We start from the raw sequence: 19,748 nt of genomic DNA, 5'->3' as shown, positions 1-19,748 counted from the left end.
GTGGGTAATAGGGGGGCTGTTTTCTGCACCCCTTGAGAGTCTTAACGTTCTGTGAAGTGATTAATTATTGGGCAAAACATCTAAGTCATTGTTTTATATGGTAAAAAATACTGTCAACCTGAAAACATTCGGTAATAGAGGAGTCAAAAAAGAATATTTTCCTTTGATTCCCTAGCGGCAGATGCTTGTGCATAAGGACAACAACGATTCGGCCCAGAGGAATCACAGAGTCCCCGTCCCAAACCGTTAACAAAAGTAAATTTCAAGCCGGTTTAACAAAGCGATCAACGCGCGATATTAAAGCGCTCTATTTCGACCCCGACCGCCGCAACGTCGTCAAAGACATCAAGCTTTTCAACCCGAACGTTTACCTTGCGCACCCGGCGATCCGCCAGACACATATCGGCCAGTTTTTCCCCAAGAGTTTCCACAAGGTTCACATGGCCGTCCTGACAAATCTCGCGCGTGCCGGTCACCAAATCTTCATAGCTTAAAACAGTGGCAATATCGTCATTCAAGACGCCCTCGCCTTCCAGAACGGCAAGGTCAAGATTGATACGCACCCGTTGCGGACGACCTTTTTCATGATCATACACCCCGATCGATGTCCCAACGACCATGTCACGCACGAAAACACGACGCAAACTGCCCGCATGATCTGCATAGGGCAGTGTCGTAATGTTATCGTCCTGTTTAAGGCCTGCGGTCATGGTCTGGTCTTCCTTGTGCTGCGCTTGTGCGGCCAGATGTCCGAAATCCATGTCCGGCACATCATTCCTCTGGCATTTCATCTTCGCCACTGGCTGCCCAATTAAGGTGCTGCCCGCCGTCAAGGGCTAACATTTGCCCGGTGATGGCAGGCGCGGCAAGGAAAAACCGAACCGCGTCGCAAATCTCTTGCGGGTTTGTTCCCACTTTCAGCGGGGTCTGATCACATTGTTGATCAAAAACTTCCTGTGTTTGCCGGGCACTAGGCAATGCCGGCCCCGGCCCAATGCCATTAACCCGAATACGGGGCGCTAATGCCAGCGCCAGCGTCTGGGTCAAGGCCCAAAGCCCCGCCTTGGACAGGGTATAGGTCATGAAATGCGGTGTCAGGTTCCAGACACGTTGATCAATCAGATTGATAATCGCCCCTTTTTGCCCCGCCGGAAGACGCTTGGCAAAGTCCTGTGACAAAACAAACGGCGCCCGAAGATTGGCCTCCATATGATAATCCCAGCCCGCACGTGTGGCGGTCGCGATGTCATCATATTCAAAGGTGGATGCATTATTGATCAGAACACCAACCGGGCCAAGGGCCGCGGTTGCTTCGCGGATAACACGCCCGGTGTCTTCTTCTTTGCCCAGATCGGCCGAAATCACGCAGGCGCGCTGTCCCATGGCCCGAATTTCATCGGCAAGGATGTCAGCATCCCGGCGCGATGAATGGCAATTAAGGGCAAGATCATAACCCTGCCCGGCAAGATCAAGTGATATCGCCCGGCCGATACGTTTGGCCGCCCCGGTGATAAGGGCCGTTTTCGGCATTGTCCCTGTCATATGGTTTCCATCCCGTCAGTCATGATGTCCCCCTGTTACGGGACCACCGGCCGGTTTGATCACCACCGGCGCCGCCAGATATGATTGGTAAAACCGGAACTTACAATCAAACCCGCCTGTCGGTCCATCATCGCGTCACCTGTCAGACAAGCAACCAGTCAGGCTGAAACCAGACTGGCGACATAGCCAATATAGGCCGCAACAAACACCATCCCGGTAACCCGTGATATCCCGCGCATGAAATAACCGACAATCAGCAAAACAACCGTCACCGCCAGCATGATCCACAAATCAGATCGCAAAATCTGATCCGGCACCGCAATCGGCGCAATTAGCGAAACACCACCAATGATCACCAAAAGGTTCAACAGGTTCGATCCGACAACATTGCCCAATGCCACATCGGAATGCCCGCGCAACGCGGCCACAATCGAGGCCGCCAATTCCGGAAGCGACGTTCCAAATGCCACAAGGGTCAGACCAATCACCGCTTCGGACACACCAAACTGGCGCGCCACGGTCACACCGCCATCAACCAGCAAATCTGCCCCAAAGGTAAGGGCGACAATACCAACAAGCGTTGTAACGACCGGTTTCATCCACCCCTTTGGCACCTCACCGACTTCGTCGACTTCTTCTTCATGCAGGTCACGGGCATCACCCGGATTTTTCATGTCATGCTGATAGGTAAAGTACCAGATCGCCGCCAGCACCAGCAGCATGATCCCCCCGGCCCAACGATCGATCACCCCAAACAGGCACAGCCCGATAAACAGAACCGTTCCCAGCAACATGGTTCCCCCGTCGCGCAGGATCATGGTCTTGGATGCGGCAATCGGTTTTAAAATGGCCGCCGCTCCCAAAATCAGCAAAATATTGGCGATGTTCGAACCAACCACATTACCCATCGCGATATCCCCCGAATCCCCCAATGCCGCATTCAGCGACACGACGAATTCCGGGGCCGATGTCCCGGCCGCAACCACTGTCAGGCCGACAATGACCTTGGAAACCCCCATCAAAAGCGCCAGACCGACCGCGCCGCGTACAATAAACTCGCCACCGGCAGTCAAAAGCACAAGGCCCGCGATAATCTGTAAATAAGGGATAAACTGTTCCAATTTAGGCCTGCTCGTTTGGGAATTTTATCATTGTTTGTCGGCCCGTTCGGGGGCACGCGGAACATCGCATCCCCGAACCGGAATAGCAAGCCACGTCATCGCGGATTTACAGGCGCGAAACAAGCCCCGGACAAGTCAATACGATAGGGCCACGTCGCGGTTCGTTTCTGTTTTTCTTCTGGCTCATCATCGCCACAGGTCATCACCATTTGCCCGTGTCATCCGTCACAGTGATCTTCGCATGCGCGAAATTTCCATAGAAATCATAAGGGTATTTCCGCTATCCTTATTCTATTGATTTCCTTTGCATCCCTTCCACCCCGGTAGCGTACCCAATTATGTCTCACAGTGTCTTGTTCGAGCTGTTTCTGGTCCTGACTGCGGCGGTGATTGCTGTGCCGCTGGCCCAAAAACTGCACGCAAATTCGATCATTGGTTTTCTAATCGGTGGATTTTGCATCGGGCCATTCGGCCTTGGCCTGATCAATGACCGCGAAGACATTTCAACCGTTGCCGAACTTGGTGTCGTCTTTCTGCTGTTCATGATCGGCCTTGAATTGTCGCGTGAACGGTTGCGTGTGATTGGTGGCCGGTTTGCCACACTGGGTTTCCTGCAAATCGCCGTCACATTGGCAGTGATATTTGGCATCCTGCTGCTGATCAGCAAGGATATGCCATCATCCATGGTGATTGCCGGGGCGCTGGCCTTGTCATCGACCGCGATCATTTTGAAACATCTTTCCGATGAACGGCAATTGCATACCCGGTTCGGACGGGCAGCCCTGGCGATCCTTTTGTTACAGGACGTCGCCGTTGGTCCCTTCCTGATCATGGTACAGGCCGCGGGCAAGGCCGGGACGGAAACCAGCCCATGGATCAGCGTCCTGACCGGTATCGGCGCGGTTGCCATCCTGTTACTCGTCGGGCGCTATTTGTTGCCGCGCCTGTTTCGCTATATCGCGGCCCTTAAAAACCCGGAACTGTTTGCCATCGGAACACTTTTTGTCGTTCTGGCCGCCAGCACCCTGACCGAGGCCGCCGGGCTTTCCATGGCACTGGGCGCCTTTATTGCCGGGGTGATGCTGGCTGAAACAGAATTCCGCCATCAGATCGAAGCCGATATCTCCCCCTTCCGGGGGGTATTCCTGTCGCTGTTCTTCATGTCGGTTGGCATGTCGGTCAATGCCAATGTCGTCATCGGCGAAGCTGGCACCATCATTTTGTGGCTGATTGCCCTTCTTATGGTCAAGGCAGCCGTTCTGTTTGGATTGTCACGGCTCATCGGCTTCAATCAGGCATCATCAATCCGGGTCGCCATGAGTTTGGCTGCCGGGGGTGAGTTTGCCTTTGTGATGCTGGCCCTGGCATCCCAAAACGGCGCCGTATCCCATGATATTGTTGTCATGCTGATCCCGGTGGTAGCGATTTCAATGGGCCTGACCCCGACCTTGATTTCGTTGGGACACCGAATCGAACAAAGACTTCACCCAAAAGAAAGCGACCAACTGACCGCGATCGAAGAACAAACCGGCGGCATTGAAAAACATGTTCTGGTGATCGGCTGTGGCCGTGTTGGTCGGGTTTTGGCCCGTTTACTGCGGACCAAGAATATCCCGTTCATCGTTCTTGAATCGGATGCACAACAAGTTTCACGCGGTCGTGCCGAAGGATTGCCGGTTTACTTTGCTGATGGCACGCGCCCGGAAACCTTCCGCGCGGCCCATACCGAACAGGCCCATATCGCCGCCGTTGCCATGGGCAACCCGCATGCAACGGAAAAAACCGTTGCCCTGCTGCGTCAGCATTATCCGCATCTGAAAATCTTTGCCCGTGCGCAGGACATCACCCATATCGGCCCCCTGTCACGCAGCGGCGCGGATGCCGCCATCCCCGAAGTTCTTGAAACCGGGTTACGCATGTCCGATCACGTCTTGTCGGCCTGTGATATCCCGCAAGAAGAAATCGATATCGAAATTGCCAAGTTCCGGCGCGCCGATATGTTGCTGATGAACGAACTGGCCCCGCGCAGCCCGCGTCACAAGGTCGATGAGCCAACCGCAGCCCCTGCAAAGCCTTCCAAGCCACCGAAAAAGAAGTAACGTTCCTAAGAACAAAAACCCCCACCGCATGGATGGGGGTTTTTCGTTTTCCGGACCGGAATTCTTATGGTCCGAGGAATCTGTTATGGCTCAGGCAGCTTCAACATCAAGCGCATAACCCGCCGCACGAACCGTACGGATCACATCGCGCGTGCCCTTGACATCATTCAAGGCCTTGCGCAAACGGCGGATATGAACGTCAACAGTACGGGTTTCGACATAGATATTCGGCCCCCAAACTGCGTTCAAAAGCTGCTCGCGCGAGAAAACACGCCCCGGATGCTCAAGGAAATACCGCAGCAAACGGAATTCCGTCGGGCCAAGATGAATGGCTTTGCCGTTGCGACTGACGCGATGGGCTGCAAGATCCATTTCGATATCGGAATAGATCAACTGCCCTTGTGGTTGCGCCGGACCAGATCGACGTAAAAGCGCACGAATACGTGCCAGCAATTCGCCAATTGCAAAGGGTTTGGTCACATAATCGTCGGCACCGGTATCAAGGCCGCGAATACGATCACCCTCTTCTCCGCGCGCAGTTACCATAATCACCGGAAGATCCCGGCTTTCAGGCTTACGGCGGATCTGGCGGCAAACCTCGATCCCCGACATAACCGGCAACATCCAATCCAGCAAAACCAGATCAACATGGGTTTCAGCCAGAATTTTCAACGCTTCGTCACCGTCTCCGGCTTCAACAACCTGCATCCCCTCGCGTTCGAGGTTGTAGCGCAACATGGTTACGATTGCAGCTTCGTCCTCGACGATAAGAACCGTTGGGTCCATCTTCCTATGCTCCAGTGTCACTCATTCGGTTCTACGACCGCAAAGTTCGCGGCGTCATTTTTTGGCCGACTATCCATCGGCAGGTCTTCGCCTTTGATCCGGTAATAGATCGTCTCGGCGATATTTGTTGCATGATCGCCAATACGTTCGATGTTCTTGGCAATAAACAACAGATGGGTCGATGCCGTAATGTTACGCGGATCTTCCATCATATAGGTCAGCAACTCGCGGAACAGCGAGTTGTACATATCGTCAACTTCCTGATCGCGCGCCCAGACACGCTGGGCTTTTTCCGCATCGCCTTCGATATAGGCGTCCAGAACGTCTTTGATGATTTCCTGGCACAGCTTGGCCATGTTCGGGATAACCTGAACCGGGCGGATCGGCGGTACCTGGTTCAAAACCTGGGCACGTTTGGCAATGTTTTTCGCCAAATCACCGATACGTTCCAGATCATTGGAAAGCTTCAGCGCTGTCACAACCTGACGCAGGTCATCTGCCATCGGCTGACGCAAGGCCAGAAGACGCACGGCAAAGTCCTGGACTTCCTGTTCCAGCTTGTCGATCCGATGATCGGAAAGAATGACCTTTTCAGCCAGTTCCGAATCACGTTTGACAATCGCACGGATCGCCGAGATCAACTGGCTTTCTGCAAGCCCGCCCATCTGCGAGATGATATTGTTCAAACGGGTCAGTTCTTCGTCAAACGAACTGACGATGTGATGTTTGTCGTCGGCCATCTATAAATACTCCTGCCCGGAATTAACCGAAGCGACCCGTGATATATCCCTTGGTACGCTCGTCCTTGGGATTTGTGAAAATCTGATCGGTTTCGCCCACTTCGACCACTTTGCCGAGATGGAAGAATGCGGTGCGCTGCGACACACGTGCCGCCTGCTGCATCGAGTGCGTTACGATCACAATGGTGTAGTTTGAACGAAGTTCGTCGATCAGTTCCTCGACCTTTGCAGTTGCAATCGGATCAAGGGCCGAGCACGGCTCGTCCATCAGAATAACTTCGGGGCTAACCGCAACCGCACGTGCAATGCAAAGGCGCTGCTGCTGGCCACCTGAAAGACCGGTTGCCGGTTCCTGCAAACGGTCTTTGACCTCTTTCAAAAGGCCGGCCCGTTCAAGCGAGGTCATGACGATTTCATCAAGTTCGTCGCGCGAATTGACCAACCCGTGAATACGCGGGCCATAGGACACATTGTCATAGATCGATTTCGGGAACGGGTTTGGTTTCTGGAACACCATGCCGATGCGTGCCCGCAACTGAACAACGTCAATCGCCTTGTCATAGATGTCGCGATTATCCAGCGTCACCTGACCGTTGATCGTCACACCATCAATGGTATCGTTCATGCGGTTCATGCAGCGCAGGAAAGTCGATTTCCCGCAACCCGACGGGCCGATCAGCGCGGTGACCTGACGTTCAACAATGTCAAGATTGACATCAAAAAGCGCCTGGTTCTCACCATAGAAAAGATTGAGGTCACGGGCCGTCATTTTCGGGCTCGTAACGGACGGCTCTGCCGTCATCGCGCTTTGAGTTACAACAGCCATTTTACCACTTCCGTTCAAATTTTTTGCGCAGATACACGGCAAATCCGTTCATCAGGACAAGGAAGCCCAGCAGCACCATAATGGCGGCCGAGGTTTTCTCGACGAAGGCACGTTCCGGGCTGTCTGCCCATAGATAGATCTGCACCGGCAGGACCGTCGCCGGATCAAGCGCGCTTCCAGGGATATCAACGATAAAGGCGACCATCCCGATCATCAAAAGCGGTGCAGTTTCACCAAGTGCCTGCGCCATACCAATGATCGTTCCGGTCAGGATGCCCGGCATTGCCAGTGGCAACACATGATGGGTCACGGTCTGAACCGGTGACGCCCCAAGACCAAGGGCGGCCTGACGGATTGACGGCGGAACCGCCTTGATCGCGGCACGGGCGGCAATAATGATCGTCGGCAAGGTCATCAGCGCCAGCGTCAAGCCCCCGACAACCGGGGCCGATCGCGGCAAATGCATGACATTAAGGTAAACTTCAAGCCCCAGCAGACCGAACACGATTGACGGCACCGCCGCCAGATTGTTGATATTGACCTCGACAATCGTCGTAAAGCGGTTGCGCGGTGCGAATTCTTCAAGATAAACCGCCGCCAGCACCCCAATCGGGAAAGACAGCGCCAAGGTCACGGCCAAGGTATAAAGCGACCCGACAGCAGCCCCCCAAATCCCGGCAAGTTCGGGCTCGCGGGAATCTCCATTGGTAAAGAACCGGGTGTGGAACTGTTTTTCAACCGCCCCGTCTGCCTGCAACGCATGATACCACGAGATTTCTTCGTCATTCAGACGGCGATCACCTTCGTCAACATCAGCGCTGATATAGCCTTTGTTAAGCATGTCAAAGTCATCGCCCGAAATCATCCAGACCTTGCGGGTCTGCCCGATCAGGCTTGGATTTTCCATCACCCGCTCACGCAGGTCATAGGACGCACCACCCGAAATGATGTCATACATGTCGCGCTTGCTGCGACGATCAGTGACTTCCGGGAAACGTTTGCGCAGGCTTTCCTTGATCAGGCCGTCAAAATTGGCCTTGCCGATCACGGCGGGATCACCTGTGCCATCCGGGTCAATCTGTGCCGGGTCAAAGAAGACTTCGACCTGCACATAGGTCTGGAAAAAGGCCGTATAGCCCTTGGACCCGATCGAATACGTCAGCACGGCCAATGCCAAAAGCGCGATCGCAATTGCGCTCAGGCCATACATCTTAAAGCGGCGCTCGGCGGCGTAACGCTTTTTGATCTGGCGTGAAATCTTGGGGCTGTCCCAATCAACCGGCTTGCGCAGATTTCCTGAGATAACCTTTGCAGCGGCTCTGTCTTCCATCAGCGATGCCATATCAGTCATATTTCTCGCGATACTTCTGAACAAACTTAAGGGCAAACACGTTCAAACCCAGCGTGATAAGGAACAGAGCCAGCCCCAGCGCAAACGCCGACAAGGTTTTGGCACTGTCAAATTCCTGATCACCAACCAGAAGCGTTACAATTTGAACGGTTACGGTCGTCACGGCCTGCAAAGGATTGACCGTCATATTGGCAGCAAGCCCTGCTGCCATCACCACAATCATGGTTTCGCCAATCGCACGCGATACCGCCAGCAACACCGCCCCGACAATACCGGGAAGGGCTGCCGGGAAAATCACATTTCGAATGGTTTCCGATTTGGTTGCGCCCAAGCCATAAGAACCATCGCGCAACGATTGCGGCACCTGAGACATCACGTCATCAGACAACGAAGATACAAACGGAATAATCATGACACCCATGACCAGCCCGGCTGCCAGCGCACTTTCGGAACTGACATCAAGCCCAAGAACAGCACCGTTATCGCGCAGAAATGGCGCCACGGTCAGGGCCGCGAAAAATCCATAAACAACCGTCGGCACACCGGCCAGAATTTCAAGTGCAGGCTTGGCAAAGGCGCGGAATTTCGGGGATGCGTATTCCCCCATATAGATGGCTGAGAACAATCCGACAGGCACCGCCACACACATCGCAATCAGTGTGATCAACAAGGTCCCAACGAAAAGCGGGATGGCACCAAATGCCCCCTCGGAAGCCACCTGATCAGCGCGAATTGCCGTCTGCGGGCTCCATTCCAGACCAAACAGGAAGTCCAGCGGATTGATCTTGGTAAAGAAATGCAGCGCTTCAAACAAAAGCGAAAATACGATGCCGACCGTCGACAGGATCGCAATCCCGGAACAGGCAATCATCACATAGCGTGAAATCCGCTCGACATTATTACGCGCCCGCATGTCACGGCTGATTTTGCGATACGAAAACGCAAGGCCAACAAGCGCCACGCTTATCATCACAACCACCAGCGCAACATTGGCAATGATCTGCAAACTCGCAAGACGTTTGCCCGCGTCAATCACTTCCGGTGACACGCTAAGGTGTTCGCCGTTATCGGCAGCAAGCAGAAAAATACTGTTAAGCGCCAGCGACAATTTACCCGAGTCATTAAGGATCTCTGGCGGCAAATCCGAGATAATCATTCCCTGAATGATCGTTCCCTGAAACATGTGCCAAACCAGCAACAGCAAAATTGCCGGAAGACCACACCACATTGCCGTATAGGTCCCGTAATGGGCTGGCAGGGAATGAAGGTTGCTGTACCGGCCGCCCGACAGGGCAATGGCCCGCTGACGCCCGAAATAGAATGATAGCGCACAAAGGGCCGCAATCGCGAGCAACAGAAAGGTCAGGGACATTACGATAAATCCGTTTGTCTGGAGGGCCAGCTTAAATCACGAAAAGGCCAATAGGACAAAAACAATAAATCAATCAAGCCTGGAAACAAAGAAACCGGTGGCAGCATGGGCCGCCACCGGTTGAAAGATCGCGTTACATGCTCAGCGGAGCAAGGTTCATCGCTGCATCATGAACGGCTTTGCGTTCTGCGGCATCCATCGGGATCAGACCACGGTCAGCAAGGTAACCTTCCTCGCCCCAAGCTTTGTCAGAGGTGAATTCCGAGACATATTCTTTGATGCCCGGAATGGTTCCGACGTGGGCGTTTTTGACGTAGAAGTAAAGCGAACGGGAAACAGGGTAGTCACCAGCTGAGATGGCTTCGAAGGTCGGCTCGATGCCTTCGATTTTCGAACCCTGAAGTTTGTCGCCATTCTGGTCGAGGAACGAGAAGCCAAAGATACCGAATGCGTCTTTGTTGGCTTCGAGTTTCTGAACGATCAGGTTGTCGTTTTCGCCAGCTTCGATGTAAGCGCCGTCTTCACGGACACCGGCACAAACAGCTTTGAATTTCTTTTTGTCAGCTTTTTCAAGCTCGGCAATAACCGGGAATTCTTCACAAGCTTCTTCAAGTACCAGCTCGGTGAAAGCATCGCGTGTGCCAGAGGTCGGCGGCGGGCCAAGAACTTCGATTTTCACGGTCGGCAGGCTCGAATCAATCTCGTTCCAGGTGCTGTACGGATTGTCGATCAGCGACTTGCCGTCTTTCGAAGGAACGGTTTTGGCCAGTGCCAGGAAGATCTGTTCTTTGGTCAGGTCAAGCTGACCGGCATCTTTGGAGTTCGACAGAACGATACCGTCAAAGCCGATTTTGACTTCGGTGATTTCGCTGATGCCGTTTTTGCCGCAAGTCTCAATTTCGGACTTCTTGATGCGACGCGATGCATTGGTGATGTCCGGATGTTCTTCGCCAACACCGGCGCAAAACAGCTTCAAACCACCGCCAGAACCGGTCGATTCAATAACCGGGGTCTTGAACGAGGAGGTCTTACCGAATTCTTCAGCAACCGCGGTTGCGAACGGGAATACGGTGGACGAACCAACGATACGAATCTGGTCGCGTGCCTGGGCAGCGCCAACAAAGGCAACGCTCATCAGCGCTGCAACAGCAAGAGTCTTCTTCATGGTAATTTCCCCAATGATTGTTCCAAAGCGGAACGGTGCAACGATCTGCGAGCCGGACTCTACCGCTGGGTGCTTACGGTATTGCGTCACTTTTATGAACGTTATGTGACAACGCATCAGAGATGCAAAAAATCCGCTAAAAACCTTTATATTTCAACGAATTTGATTGTTTTGCACAATCAGTTTTCCGCGCAATCAACCCGGCGTTTTTGGCCCCAACATCCCTTGGCCCAATATCTCTGTTACAAAAACTGTAACAAAGATACCGCGCCCAAACCGCCGCCTGCCAACCGCGCAGGCGCTCGTTGCCACGATTGGTCGGCACATTCCTTGGACTTTACAAACCCGGTTGAAAACACGAAGCTTGTTCATAAGATATCAACCCGATGGGGACATTGTTGCGGGGAACCGCGCAAAAGGGAGACGACAATGAGCACGACGCTCGACGAGATTCAGGAACTGATCCAGAAGCTTTCCGGTGAACTGGGCGATATGTCCCAAGCCGCTTCGCGCCATATCGACGACCTGCATGTTGCGGTCAATAATATCGCATCACATGTTCTGGCCATGGAAGCCGTGATTTCGGTTATGGCAACAAAAGTCGATATCAACGAAGCCGATGTTCAGGAATGGATCCGCGAAAAAACCGCGGCCTATGCCGAAGACAGCAGCGAAAGCTCGGCTGCCGAAGGCATCGCCCACAGCCTGCTGACTAAAGAGCCGGCCAAAGAATAGTCGATTACGCCTTCTGCCCCGGCAGTTGATCCGTTCGGCACAAAAATTCACAAAAGCCCGCAGACAATGATGTCATGCGGGCTTTTGTCATTTGATTTAATCGCATCCCCGATACCTGGGTGACGTGACCTTAATAATAGGCCGCCAACTTGCCCGGCACCGGTCCGCCCGCTGCCCAATCCAAAAGCTGGACGGTATGCAGGACTTTCAGATCATCGGTTTCAAGTTGCACCATGCAGCCAATATTACCCGTCGCGACAAGATCCGGGGCGATATTCTTGATATTGCCAAGCTTGCGTTCGCGCAGTTTACCGGCAATTTCGGGCTGCAACAGGTTATAAACCCCGGCGGAACCGCAACAAAGATGCCCCTCGGCGATCTCTAGCACCTCAAACCCGGCTTTTTTCAAAAGATCACGGGGTTCGCGAATGATTTTCTGGCCATGCTGCATCGAACAGGCCGAATGATAGGCAACCCGCACATCATTCAATCCCGTTGCCGCAAACGCCCCGGCAGGAATATCAATACCCGCCAGATATTCCGTAATGTCACAAGCAAGTTCGGAAACCTTGGCGGCCTTGGCGGCATAGACCCGATCATTACGCAACATATGGCCGTAATCCTTGACCGTCGTCCCGCAACCCGATGCAGTAATCACAATCGCATCAAGCCCCTCGCCCTTCAGTTCTGCGGTCCAGGCATCGACATTGGCCTGGGCCTGATGATGGGATTTTTCTTCCTTGCCCATATGATGAACCAGCGACCCACAACACCCCGCCCCCTTGGCAACGACAATCTCGATCCCAAGCCGGGTCAAAAGCCGCACAGTCGCTTCGTTAATCTCGGTTTCCAAAACCTGCTGCGCACAACCGGTCAGGATGGCAACACGCCCTTTGCGTTCACCAATCGCCGGAATCACCTGTGGTTTATCAACCCAGCTTGGCGGTGGCATATGACGTGCCCCCATTTTTACCATGCCTTTAAGCCGCCCCGGCAATAGCCCCGCAAACGGCGATGCCAGCTTTGCCCCGATCAGCGACAATCGGAAAAGCGTCGGGTTGGGCACGACAATCGCCAAAATCTTGCGCAGCCATTTATCGGCAAAGGGCCGTTCATAAGTCTGTTCGATATGGGCGCGCGCATTATCAATCAGATGCATGTAATCAACACCCGATGGGCATGTCGTCGTACACGACAGGCACGACAGACAACGATCAAGATGCTTAACCACCTTGTCCGTTGCCGGTTTGTCGTTTTCCAGCATGTCCTTGATCAGGTAAATTCGCCCGCGCGGGCTATCAAGTTCATCGCCTAATGTCACAAAGGTCGGGCAGGTTGCGGTACAGAACCCGCAGTGCACACATTTGCGAAGGATCTGTTCACTTTCGGCAATCGCCGGATGGGCAAGCTGGGCCGGGGTAAAATTGGTTTGCATTATGCGCCCTCCCCGCCTGATATTGATGGCATCATGCGCCCCGGATTAAGGATCGCGGCGGGGTCAAAATTCGCACGAATTTTTGCATTGATCCGGGCCAGTGCCGCGTCTTCGGACTGAAACACCGAAATCCGGTTTCGGATATCAACCGGGGCCCGCACCAAAACCGCCCGTCCATCTGCCGCCAAGGCGATTTGGCGGGTTTTATCGACCATGGCATCCGCCACATCCGCCCCCGGCAAGCGCAACCAAATTTGCGCCCCGGCCCAATCCATCATGATCGCACCACCGGTTTCCGCCGCCAAAGTCGCCGCAACATCGCCACCCGATGCTGGCGGAACTGACACCCGCCATAACAGGCCCGATCCCCCGGCAAAGGGCGCAACATCGGCAACCGCCGCCCAGAACGCTTCGCTATTGGTACTATGCAATTCTTCGCTGGCGCCGATATCCGCCAACAGTTTGCGTAATGCTTCGCACCGCCATGCGACCGACGGGGCTGGTCCCTCGACCCGCAAGGCAACAATCCCCGATCCCATTTCGGTCGCAACCGACACACCCAGCTTGGCGACATCAGCCGATGCAATCCACGCCGCACCCGAAACCTCGTTCTCGCTGCCCATGGCATCGGTCATTGCCCGTCCGGCGGCTTTGGGATCATCACAGGCAATCAAAACCGTTCTGGTTTTTTCATCGCGCGGCATGACTTTCATGGTGATGGTATGCATCACGCCAAGGGTGCCAAACGATCCCGACATCAATTTTGACAAATCAAACCCGGTAACGTTTTTCATCACACGACCACCGGATTTAAAATCTTCGGCCCGGCCACTGATGGCTTCAAACCCCAAAATATGATCCCGTGCCGCACCAACTTTGATCCGTCGCGGACCAGAAAGATTGGTGGCGATCAATCCGCCAATTGTGCCCGCATGATCGACAACACCATCGGCCAAAAGCCCCGGGAAATTTCCGGGCTCAAAATGGAATTGCTGATTTTTTTCGCGTAAAAGGCCCTGAATTTCGGCAAGTGACGTTCCTGCCCGTACCGACATCACCAATTCTTCGGGTTCGTAAAACAAAACCCCGGTCAGTTTTGACAGGTCTAAAACATGATCGCTGGCAACCGCGTGACCAAACTCACGCTTGCTGCCGGACCCGATGATTTCAAGCGGGGTTTTCGATCCAAGCGCCCAGCCAATTGCATCGCGCAACTGTTCGGGCGTGGTGGGGGATATGACGTCCGCCATTTTGGTCTCTCTCTTCCTCTCCTGATCCTTGCCGACTGGTTTGTGGGAACCGATGGCAGGATTATTTTTCTTATCGTCTCTCGGCTCTTGTTTTTCGCCTAGCCTCAGAAACGCGGGATATTCGGGAATTTATCGGCAACACCGCGCGCATGCAGGGTCTTAAGCTCGCCACAGCCATGCAAGGTCGGGAATACCTTGCCGGGATTAAGCAACTCGTCCTCGTCAAACGCCAGTTTCAGGCGTTCCTGATGCTTCATGTCGTCTTCGGTAAACATTTCGGGCATCAGGTCGCGTTTTTCGACCCCAATCCCGTGTTCACCGGATAAAACCCCGCCGACTTCAACACACAGCTTAAGGATATCAGCGCCAAAGGCCTCGGCGCGTTCAAGGTCGCCGGGCTGATTGGCATCAAACATGATCAAAGGATGCAAATTGCCATCACCGGCATGAAAAACATTGGCCACCCGAAGCCCGTGCCGCTGTGACAACACCTGCATCCCGGTCAGCACTTCGGCCAATCGACGGCGCGGGATGGTGCCATCCATGCACATATAATCGGGTGAAATGCGGCCAATCGCCGGGAAGGCATTTTTGCGCCCGGACCAAAATAGCAGTCGTTCTTCTTCGCTTTCGGAAATGCGCGAATAGACCGCCCCACATTGGGTCGCAATGGCCCCAACCTGTTCGATCAAATAATCGACTTCAACCTTTGGCCCGTCGAGTTCGACCAGCAACAACGCCTCGACATCAAGCGGATAACCGGCATGAACAAAATCCTCGGTCGCCTTGATCGCCGGGGCATCCATCATTTCAAGCCCGCCGGGAATGATGCCATCGGCAATGATTTTGGCCACGCAATCGCCCCCGGCTTCGCTGCTGTTAAAGCCCAGCAAAAGCGCGCGCGCGGTTTCGGGTTTGCGCAAAATCCGCACGGTCACTTCGGTCACAATGCCCAGCAAGCCTTCGGAACCGGTAATCACACCCAAAAGATCATAACCCGATTGATCAAGCCCCTTGCCCCCGACACGAAGGACTTCGCCTTCGATCGTGACCATTTCAACGCCAAGCACGTTATTGGTCGTTAGCCCATATTTAAGCGAATGCACCCCGCCGGAATTTTCGGCGATATTGCCGCCAATCGAACAGGCAATCTGGCTGGATGGGTCCGGGGCATAATAAAACCCCTTATGTTCGACCGCGCGCGTAATCCCCAGATTGGTTACACCGGGTTGCACAACAACCGCCCGGTTATCCCAATCGATATCCAGAACCCGATTGAATTTCATCATACCAATGGTAATCGCATCTGCCATCGGCAGTGCCCCACCCGAAAGCCCGGTACCCGCACCACGCGGAACAACCCGGATTTTATGGATATGACAATACTTAAGGATGGCCGCGACCTGCCCGGTATTTTCGGGCAGGACCACGATCATCGGCAATTGCCGATAAGCCATCAACCCATCGCATTCATAGGGCCTGAGCTGATCTTCATCGACAATAACCCCGCCATCAGCAGGAACGATGTTCCGCATGGCGGCAATAATATCCTTGCGACGTGCAAGGGTCGATTGATCGGGCTCAGGCATCCTAAGCATGCGGGGTTACTCCGTTAATTCGATCAGCAAATCCTTGCTGTCGACCTGTGTACCGGCGGGGGTATAGATAACTGCCACAACCCCGTCCTTTTCCGCGTGGATCGCGGTTTCCATTTTCATCGCTTCAAGCGAACACATCACATCGCCTGCCTTGATCTTCTGGCCTTCGACAACATGTACCTCGACCACAAGACCGGGCATCGGGGCTGCGATATGCAGCTTGTTACCGTCTTCGGCCTTGGGTTTGACCTTGCCCGTCACGGCCAGCGTCTTATCAGCGACCTTAACCGTCCGGGGTTGACCATTCAGTTCAAAAAACACCGTCCGATGACCTTCCTCGTCCCCGCCTTCGGATGTCGCAAGATACCGAATGACAAGCGTCTTGCCCTTTTCCAGATCAACGGAAATTTCGTCATTCTGGCTCATCCCATAGAAAAAGATCGGGGTCGGCAGGATCGAAACATCGGCGTGATGACTGCGATGTTCAGCATAATCAAGGAACACCTTGGGATACATCACATAGGATGCGACCTCGGCATCGCTGATATTGCGATGGGTTTTCTTTTCCATTTCCGAACGGGTGGCTTCAAAATCAATCGGCGCCATGGATTTGCCCGGACGATCACTTAATGCCTCGCCACCTTTCAGCACCTTGCGCTGAAGGGCGGGCGGGAAACCGCCAACCGGCTGACCAATTTCACCCCGGAAGAACGAAATCACGCTGTCGGGGAATGCGATGTCCTTTTTCGGGTCCATCACATCCTGTTCGGTAATACCCGACGTCACCATGGTCAGCGCCATATCACCGACAACCTTGGAACTTGGCGTCACCTTAACAACGTCACCAAACATCTGGTTAACCGCCGCATAGGCTTTCGACACTTCGGGCCAACGTTCCTCGATCCCCAAGGATCGGGCCTGCTGGCGCAGGTTGGTATATTGGCCACCCGGCATTTCATGGACATAAACGTCCGATGTGCCGCTGCGGATATCGCTTTCAAACCCGGCATAGTAACGACGAATTTGCTCCCAATAGGTCGACACTTCCTTAAGCGCCTCGGTCGAAAGCCCCGGATCACGCGGCTGGCCGATATAGTTATTGGCGATTGATCCAAGATTTGGCTGCGATGTCAGACCTGACATCGAATCCATTGCGGCATCCACCGCATCGACCCCGGCATCAATCGCTGCAATCACGGTGGCTGCCGAAATGCCGCTGGTATCATGGGTATGGAAATGGATCGGAAGATTAACCGTATCCTTCAATGCCTTGATCAAGGTCGTTGCCGCCGCCGGCCGCAAAACCCCGGCCATATCCTTCAAACCCAGGATATGAGCACCGGATGCCTCAAGCTCGCGGGCCATTTTGACATAGTAATCAAGGTTATATTTCGGGCGTTTTTTGTCGAAAATATCGCCGGTATAACAAATGGTCGCTTCGCACAGCTTGTCGGTCTTCAGCACCGCATCCATGGCGACCTTCATGTTATCGACCCAGTTCAGAGAATCGAACACACGAAACACATCCATGCCGTGCTCAGCAGCCTGCTTGACGAAATATTCAACCGCATTGTCAGGATAATTGGTGTAACCGACCGCATTTGATGCCCGCAAAAGCATCTGGGTCAGGATATTTGGTACCCGTTCACGCAGCTTGACCAGACGATCCCACGGATCTTCTTTCAAGAACCGCATGGCAACGTCAAACGTCGCCCCGCCCCAACATTCCAGTGAAAACAGCTCTGGCAAACCATGCGCGTAATACGGCGCGATTTTCAACATATCGAACGTCCGCATCCGCGTCGCCAAAAGCGACTGATGCGCATCACGCATGGTGGTATCGGTCATCAGGACACGTTCCTGATCCTTCATCCAGCGCGAAAAGCCCTCTGGCCCCAATTGATCAAGCTTCTGCTTGGTGCCCGGACGAATTTCGTCCAGATCAATTGATTTTGGCATCACCGGCGCATGCTGGTTGGTCGGCACGACCCGGCCTTCGACCTCGGGATTGCCATTAACCGTGACTTCACCGATGAACCGCAACAACCGGGTTGCCCGGTCGCGACGACGCACGAATTTAAACAGTTCCGGCGTTTCATCAATGAACCGCGTGGTGTATTCACCCGCCCGGAATTTCGGATGATTGATCAGGTTTTCAAGGAACGCCAGATTGGTCGCAACCCCGCGAATACGAAACTCGCGCAAGGCCCGGTCCATACGATCCACCGCTTCACGCGGCGTGCTGCCCCATGCGGTAACCTTTTCCAGCATGCTGTCATAAAACGGCGTAATCACCGCCCCGGAATAAGCCGTGCCCCCATCCAGACGAATGCCAAAACCATTGGCCCCGCGATAAACCTTGATGATCCCGTAATCGGGCACAAAGCTGTTTTCGGGGTTTTCGGTCGTGATCCGACATTGTAACGCATGATCGCGCAGCTTGATCTTATCCTGCCAGGGAATGCCGGTTTCCGACGGGAAGCCGATCCGCCCGCCCTGCGCAATCAGGATTTGCGCTTTTACAAGGTCAAGACCCGTCACGCATTCGGTCACGGTATGTTCGACCTGAATACGCGGGTTAACTTCGATGAAATAGAATTTGGATGTATCGACATCCATCAGGAATTCGACGGTGCCAGCGTTGACGTAATTGGCGGCCTTGCCCAAACGAAGCGCCGCATCACACAGACCCGCACGCTGTTCTTCATCAAGATAGGGTGCCGGGGCGCGTTCGACGACTTTCTGATTGCGACGCTGTACGGAACAATCACGTTCAAACAGATGCACCAATGTGCCATGCGTATCGCCCAAAAGCTGGACTTCAACATGGCGGGCACGCCGGATCAGTTTCTCGAAATAAATCTCGTCATTGCCAAATGCGGCTGCGGCCTCGCGCTTGGCTGCCAGGACGTGTTTTGACAAATCCTTGGAATTTTCAATCACACGCATGCCGCGGCCGCCACCACCCCAACTGGCCTTAAGCATGATCGGATAACCGACCTGATTGGCAATACGGGCAACTTCGTCCATATCATCAGGCAACGCGCCCGATGCTGGCATAACCGGAACCCCGGCACTTTCGGCCATATTGCGCGCCGAAACCTTATTACCAAGGCTGCGCATTACTTCGGAATCAGGCCCGATAAAGGTGATCCCGGCCTCGGCACAGGCATCGGCGAAATCCGGGTTTTCCGACAAAAAGCCATATCCGGGATGAATCGCATCGGCACCAGCTTCGCGGGCGACACGCAAAATATCTTCGATATCAAGATAGGCGCGAATGGGTTTGTTGCCCTTGCCGACGGTGTAACTTTCGTCGGCCTTAAACCGATGCAGGGCAAAACGGTCTTCATCAGAAAAAATAGCAACCGTGCGAATACCAAGTTCATTGGCTGCACGCAGAACACGAATCGCGATTTCACCGCGGTTCGCGACCAGAAGTTTACGGATACGCTTTGGTGCTGAACGCGTCATGGACACCGGGCTCCTACCAGATTTACATGGCAGGCGCGTCCCTGTGCGCCCCTGCCGAAAGCCAAGAGAAACGCCACGATATGATCCTGGAATGCGTTGCGGTGCGGGATGCCTGCAACGCCATACCGTCTGTGGCGATTACGGATGCCTGTCACGTTAAAGCGTGTGCAGTGCATCCAAAGTTCCTGGCGCCCGGTGGGCAGGCGACGTTCCTGATATATGCGCAATGCGCTGCCTCTGTCAAAGCATGATCT

At 54.0% G+C, this 19,748-nt stretch carries 15 protein-coding genes; 2 read left to right on the top strand and 13 right to left on the bottom strand.

The window, feature by feature from the left end:
* Window positions 1–284 precede the first annotated feature (284 nt).
* The 3 genes from folB to TALK_RS06180 all read right to left on the bottom strand — a co-directional run bounded on the left by folB (window position 285) and on the right by TALK_RS06180 (window position 2,663).
* Window positions 285–710, bottom strand: a complete 426-nt coding sequence (folB, locus tag TALK_RS06190; protein WP_085617148.1) for a dihydroneopterin aldolase — start codon at window positions 708–710, stop codon at window positions 285–287.
* 61 nt (window positions 711–771) lie between these two features.
* A complete protein-coding gene (locus TALK_RS06185; protein ID WP_169714962.1) occupies window positions 772–1,542 on the bottom strand; it encodes an SDR family oxidoreductase in 771 nt (256 codons plus the stop codon).
* Window positions 1,543–1,700: 158 nt separating this feature from the next.
* A complete protein-coding gene (locus TALK_RS06180) occupies window positions 1,701–2,663 on the bottom strand; it encodes a calcium/sodium antiporter (RefSeq protein ID WP_085616936.1) in 963 nt (320 codons plus the stop codon).
* A gap of 338 nt (window positions 2,664–3,001) precedes the next feature.
* Between TALK_RS06180 and TALK_RS06175 the strand changes: the two genes are divergently transcribed.
* Complete coding sequence (locus TALK_RS06175) at window positions 3,002–4,762, top strand: cation:proton antiporter domain-containing protein (RefSeq protein ID WP_085616934.1); 1,761 nt, start codon at window positions 3,002–3,004, stop codon at window positions 4,760–4,762.
* 90 nt (window positions 4,763–4,852) lie between these two features.
* Here TALK_RS06175 and phoB read toward each other — a convergent pair whose 3' ends face one another.
* The 6 genes from phoB to TALK_RS06145 all read right to left on the bottom strand — a co-directional run bounded on the left by phoB (window position 4,853) and on the right by TALK_RS06145 (window position 11,002).
* Window positions 4,853–5,548 carry a phosphate regulon transcriptional regulator PhoB gene (gene phoB, locus TALK_RS06170; RefSeq protein WP_007091986.1) on the bottom strand — a complete coding sequence of 232 codons (696 nt, stop codon included), beginning with the start codon at window positions 5,546–5,548 and terminating at the stop codon, window positions 4,853–4,855.
* A 17-nt stretch (window positions 5,549–5,565) separates the two neighbouring features.
* Window positions 5,566–6,288, bottom strand: coding sequence for a phosphate signaling complex protein PhoU (gene phoU / locus TALK_RS06165; protein ID WP_085616932.1), 723 nt, complete (start codon window positions 6,286–6,288; stop codon window positions 5,566–5,568).
* Between the two features lie 22 nt (window positions 6,289–6,310).
* Complete coding sequence (gene pstB / locus TALK_RS06160; RefSeq protein ID WP_085616930.1) at window positions 6,311–7,114, bottom strand: phosphate ABC transporter ATP-binding protein PstB; 804 nt, start codon at window positions 7,112–7,114, stop codon at window positions 6,311–6,313.
* A 1-nt stretch (window position 7,115) separates the two neighbouring features.
* Window positions 7,116–8,465: a phosphate ABC transporter permease PstA gene (gene pstA, locus TALK_RS06155; RefSeq protein WP_085616928.1), complete on the bottom strand. Its 1,350-nt coding sequence runs from the start codon at window positions 8,463–8,465 to the stop codon at window positions 7,116–7,118.
* The gene (gene pstC / locus TALK_RS06150) at window positions 8,458–9,837 is read right to left on the bottom strand and encodes a phosphate ABC transporter permease subunit PstC (protein WP_085616926.1); all 1,380 of its coding nucleotides are present in this window, start codon (window positions 9,835–9,837) and stop codon (window positions 8,458–8,460) included. The genes pstA and pstC overlap by 8 nt, the downstream gene beginning before the upstream one ends.
* A 133-nt stretch (window positions 9,838–9,970) precedes the next feature.
* The gene (locus TALK_RS06145) at window positions 9,971–11,002 is read right to left on the bottom strand and encodes a PstS family phosphate ABC transporter substrate-binding protein (protein ID WP_085616924.1); all 1,032 of its coding nucleotides are present in this window, start codon (window positions 11,000–11,002) and stop codon (window positions 9,971–9,973) included.
* A gap of 429 nt (window positions 11,003–11,431) precedes the next feature.
* Between TALK_RS06145 and TALK_RS06135 the strand changes: the two genes are divergently transcribed.
* The gene (locus TALK_RS06135) at window positions 11,432–11,737 is read left to right on the top strand and encodes a hypothetical protein (protein ID WP_085616920.1); all 306 of its coding nucleotides are present in this window, start codon (window positions 11,432–11,434) and stop codon (window positions 11,735–11,737) included.
* A gap of 130 nt (window positions 11,738–11,867) precedes the next feature.
* Here the strand turns inward: TALK_RS06135 and glcF are convergent, their stop codons facing one another.
* The 4 genes from glcF to pyc all read right to left on the bottom strand — a co-directional run bounded on the left by glcF (window position 11,868) and on the right by pyc (window position 19,494).
* A complete protein-coding gene (gene glcF, locus TALK_RS06130) occupies window positions 11,868–13,172 on the bottom strand; it encodes a glycolate oxidase subunit GlcF (RefSeq protein ID WP_085616919.1) in 1,305 nt (434 codons plus the stop codon).
* Window positions 13,172–14,422, bottom strand: coding sequence for an FAD-binding protein (locus TALK_RS06125; protein WP_085616917.1), 1,251 nt, complete (start codon window positions 14,420–14,422; stop codon window positions 13,172–13,174). Before TALK_RS06125 ends, glcF begins: the two co-directional genes overlap by 1 nt.
* Window positions 14,423–14,526: 104 nt before the next feature.
* A complete protein-coding gene (locus tag TALK_RS06120; RefSeq protein WP_085616915.1) occupies window positions 14,527–16,011 on the bottom strand; it encodes an FAD-linked oxidase C-terminal domain-containing protein in 1,485 nt (494 codons plus the stop codon).
* Between the two features lie 15 nt (window positions 16,012–16,026).
* A complete protein-coding gene (gene pyc / locus TALK_RS06115) occupies window positions 16,027–19,494 on the bottom strand; it encodes a pyruvate carboxylase (protein ID WP_085616913.1) in 3,468 nt (1,155 codons plus the stop codon).
* Between the last annotated feature and the right edge of the window lie 254 nt (window positions 19,495–19,748).

The organism is Thalassospira alkalitolerans (assembly GCF_002115745.1).
Taxonomy (GTDB): domain Bacteria; phylum Pseudomonadota; class Alphaproteobacteria; order Rhodospirillales; family Thalassospiraceae; genus Thalassospira; species Thalassospira alkalitolerans.
This window is presented reverse-complemented; position numbering and strand designations above follow the sequence as displayed.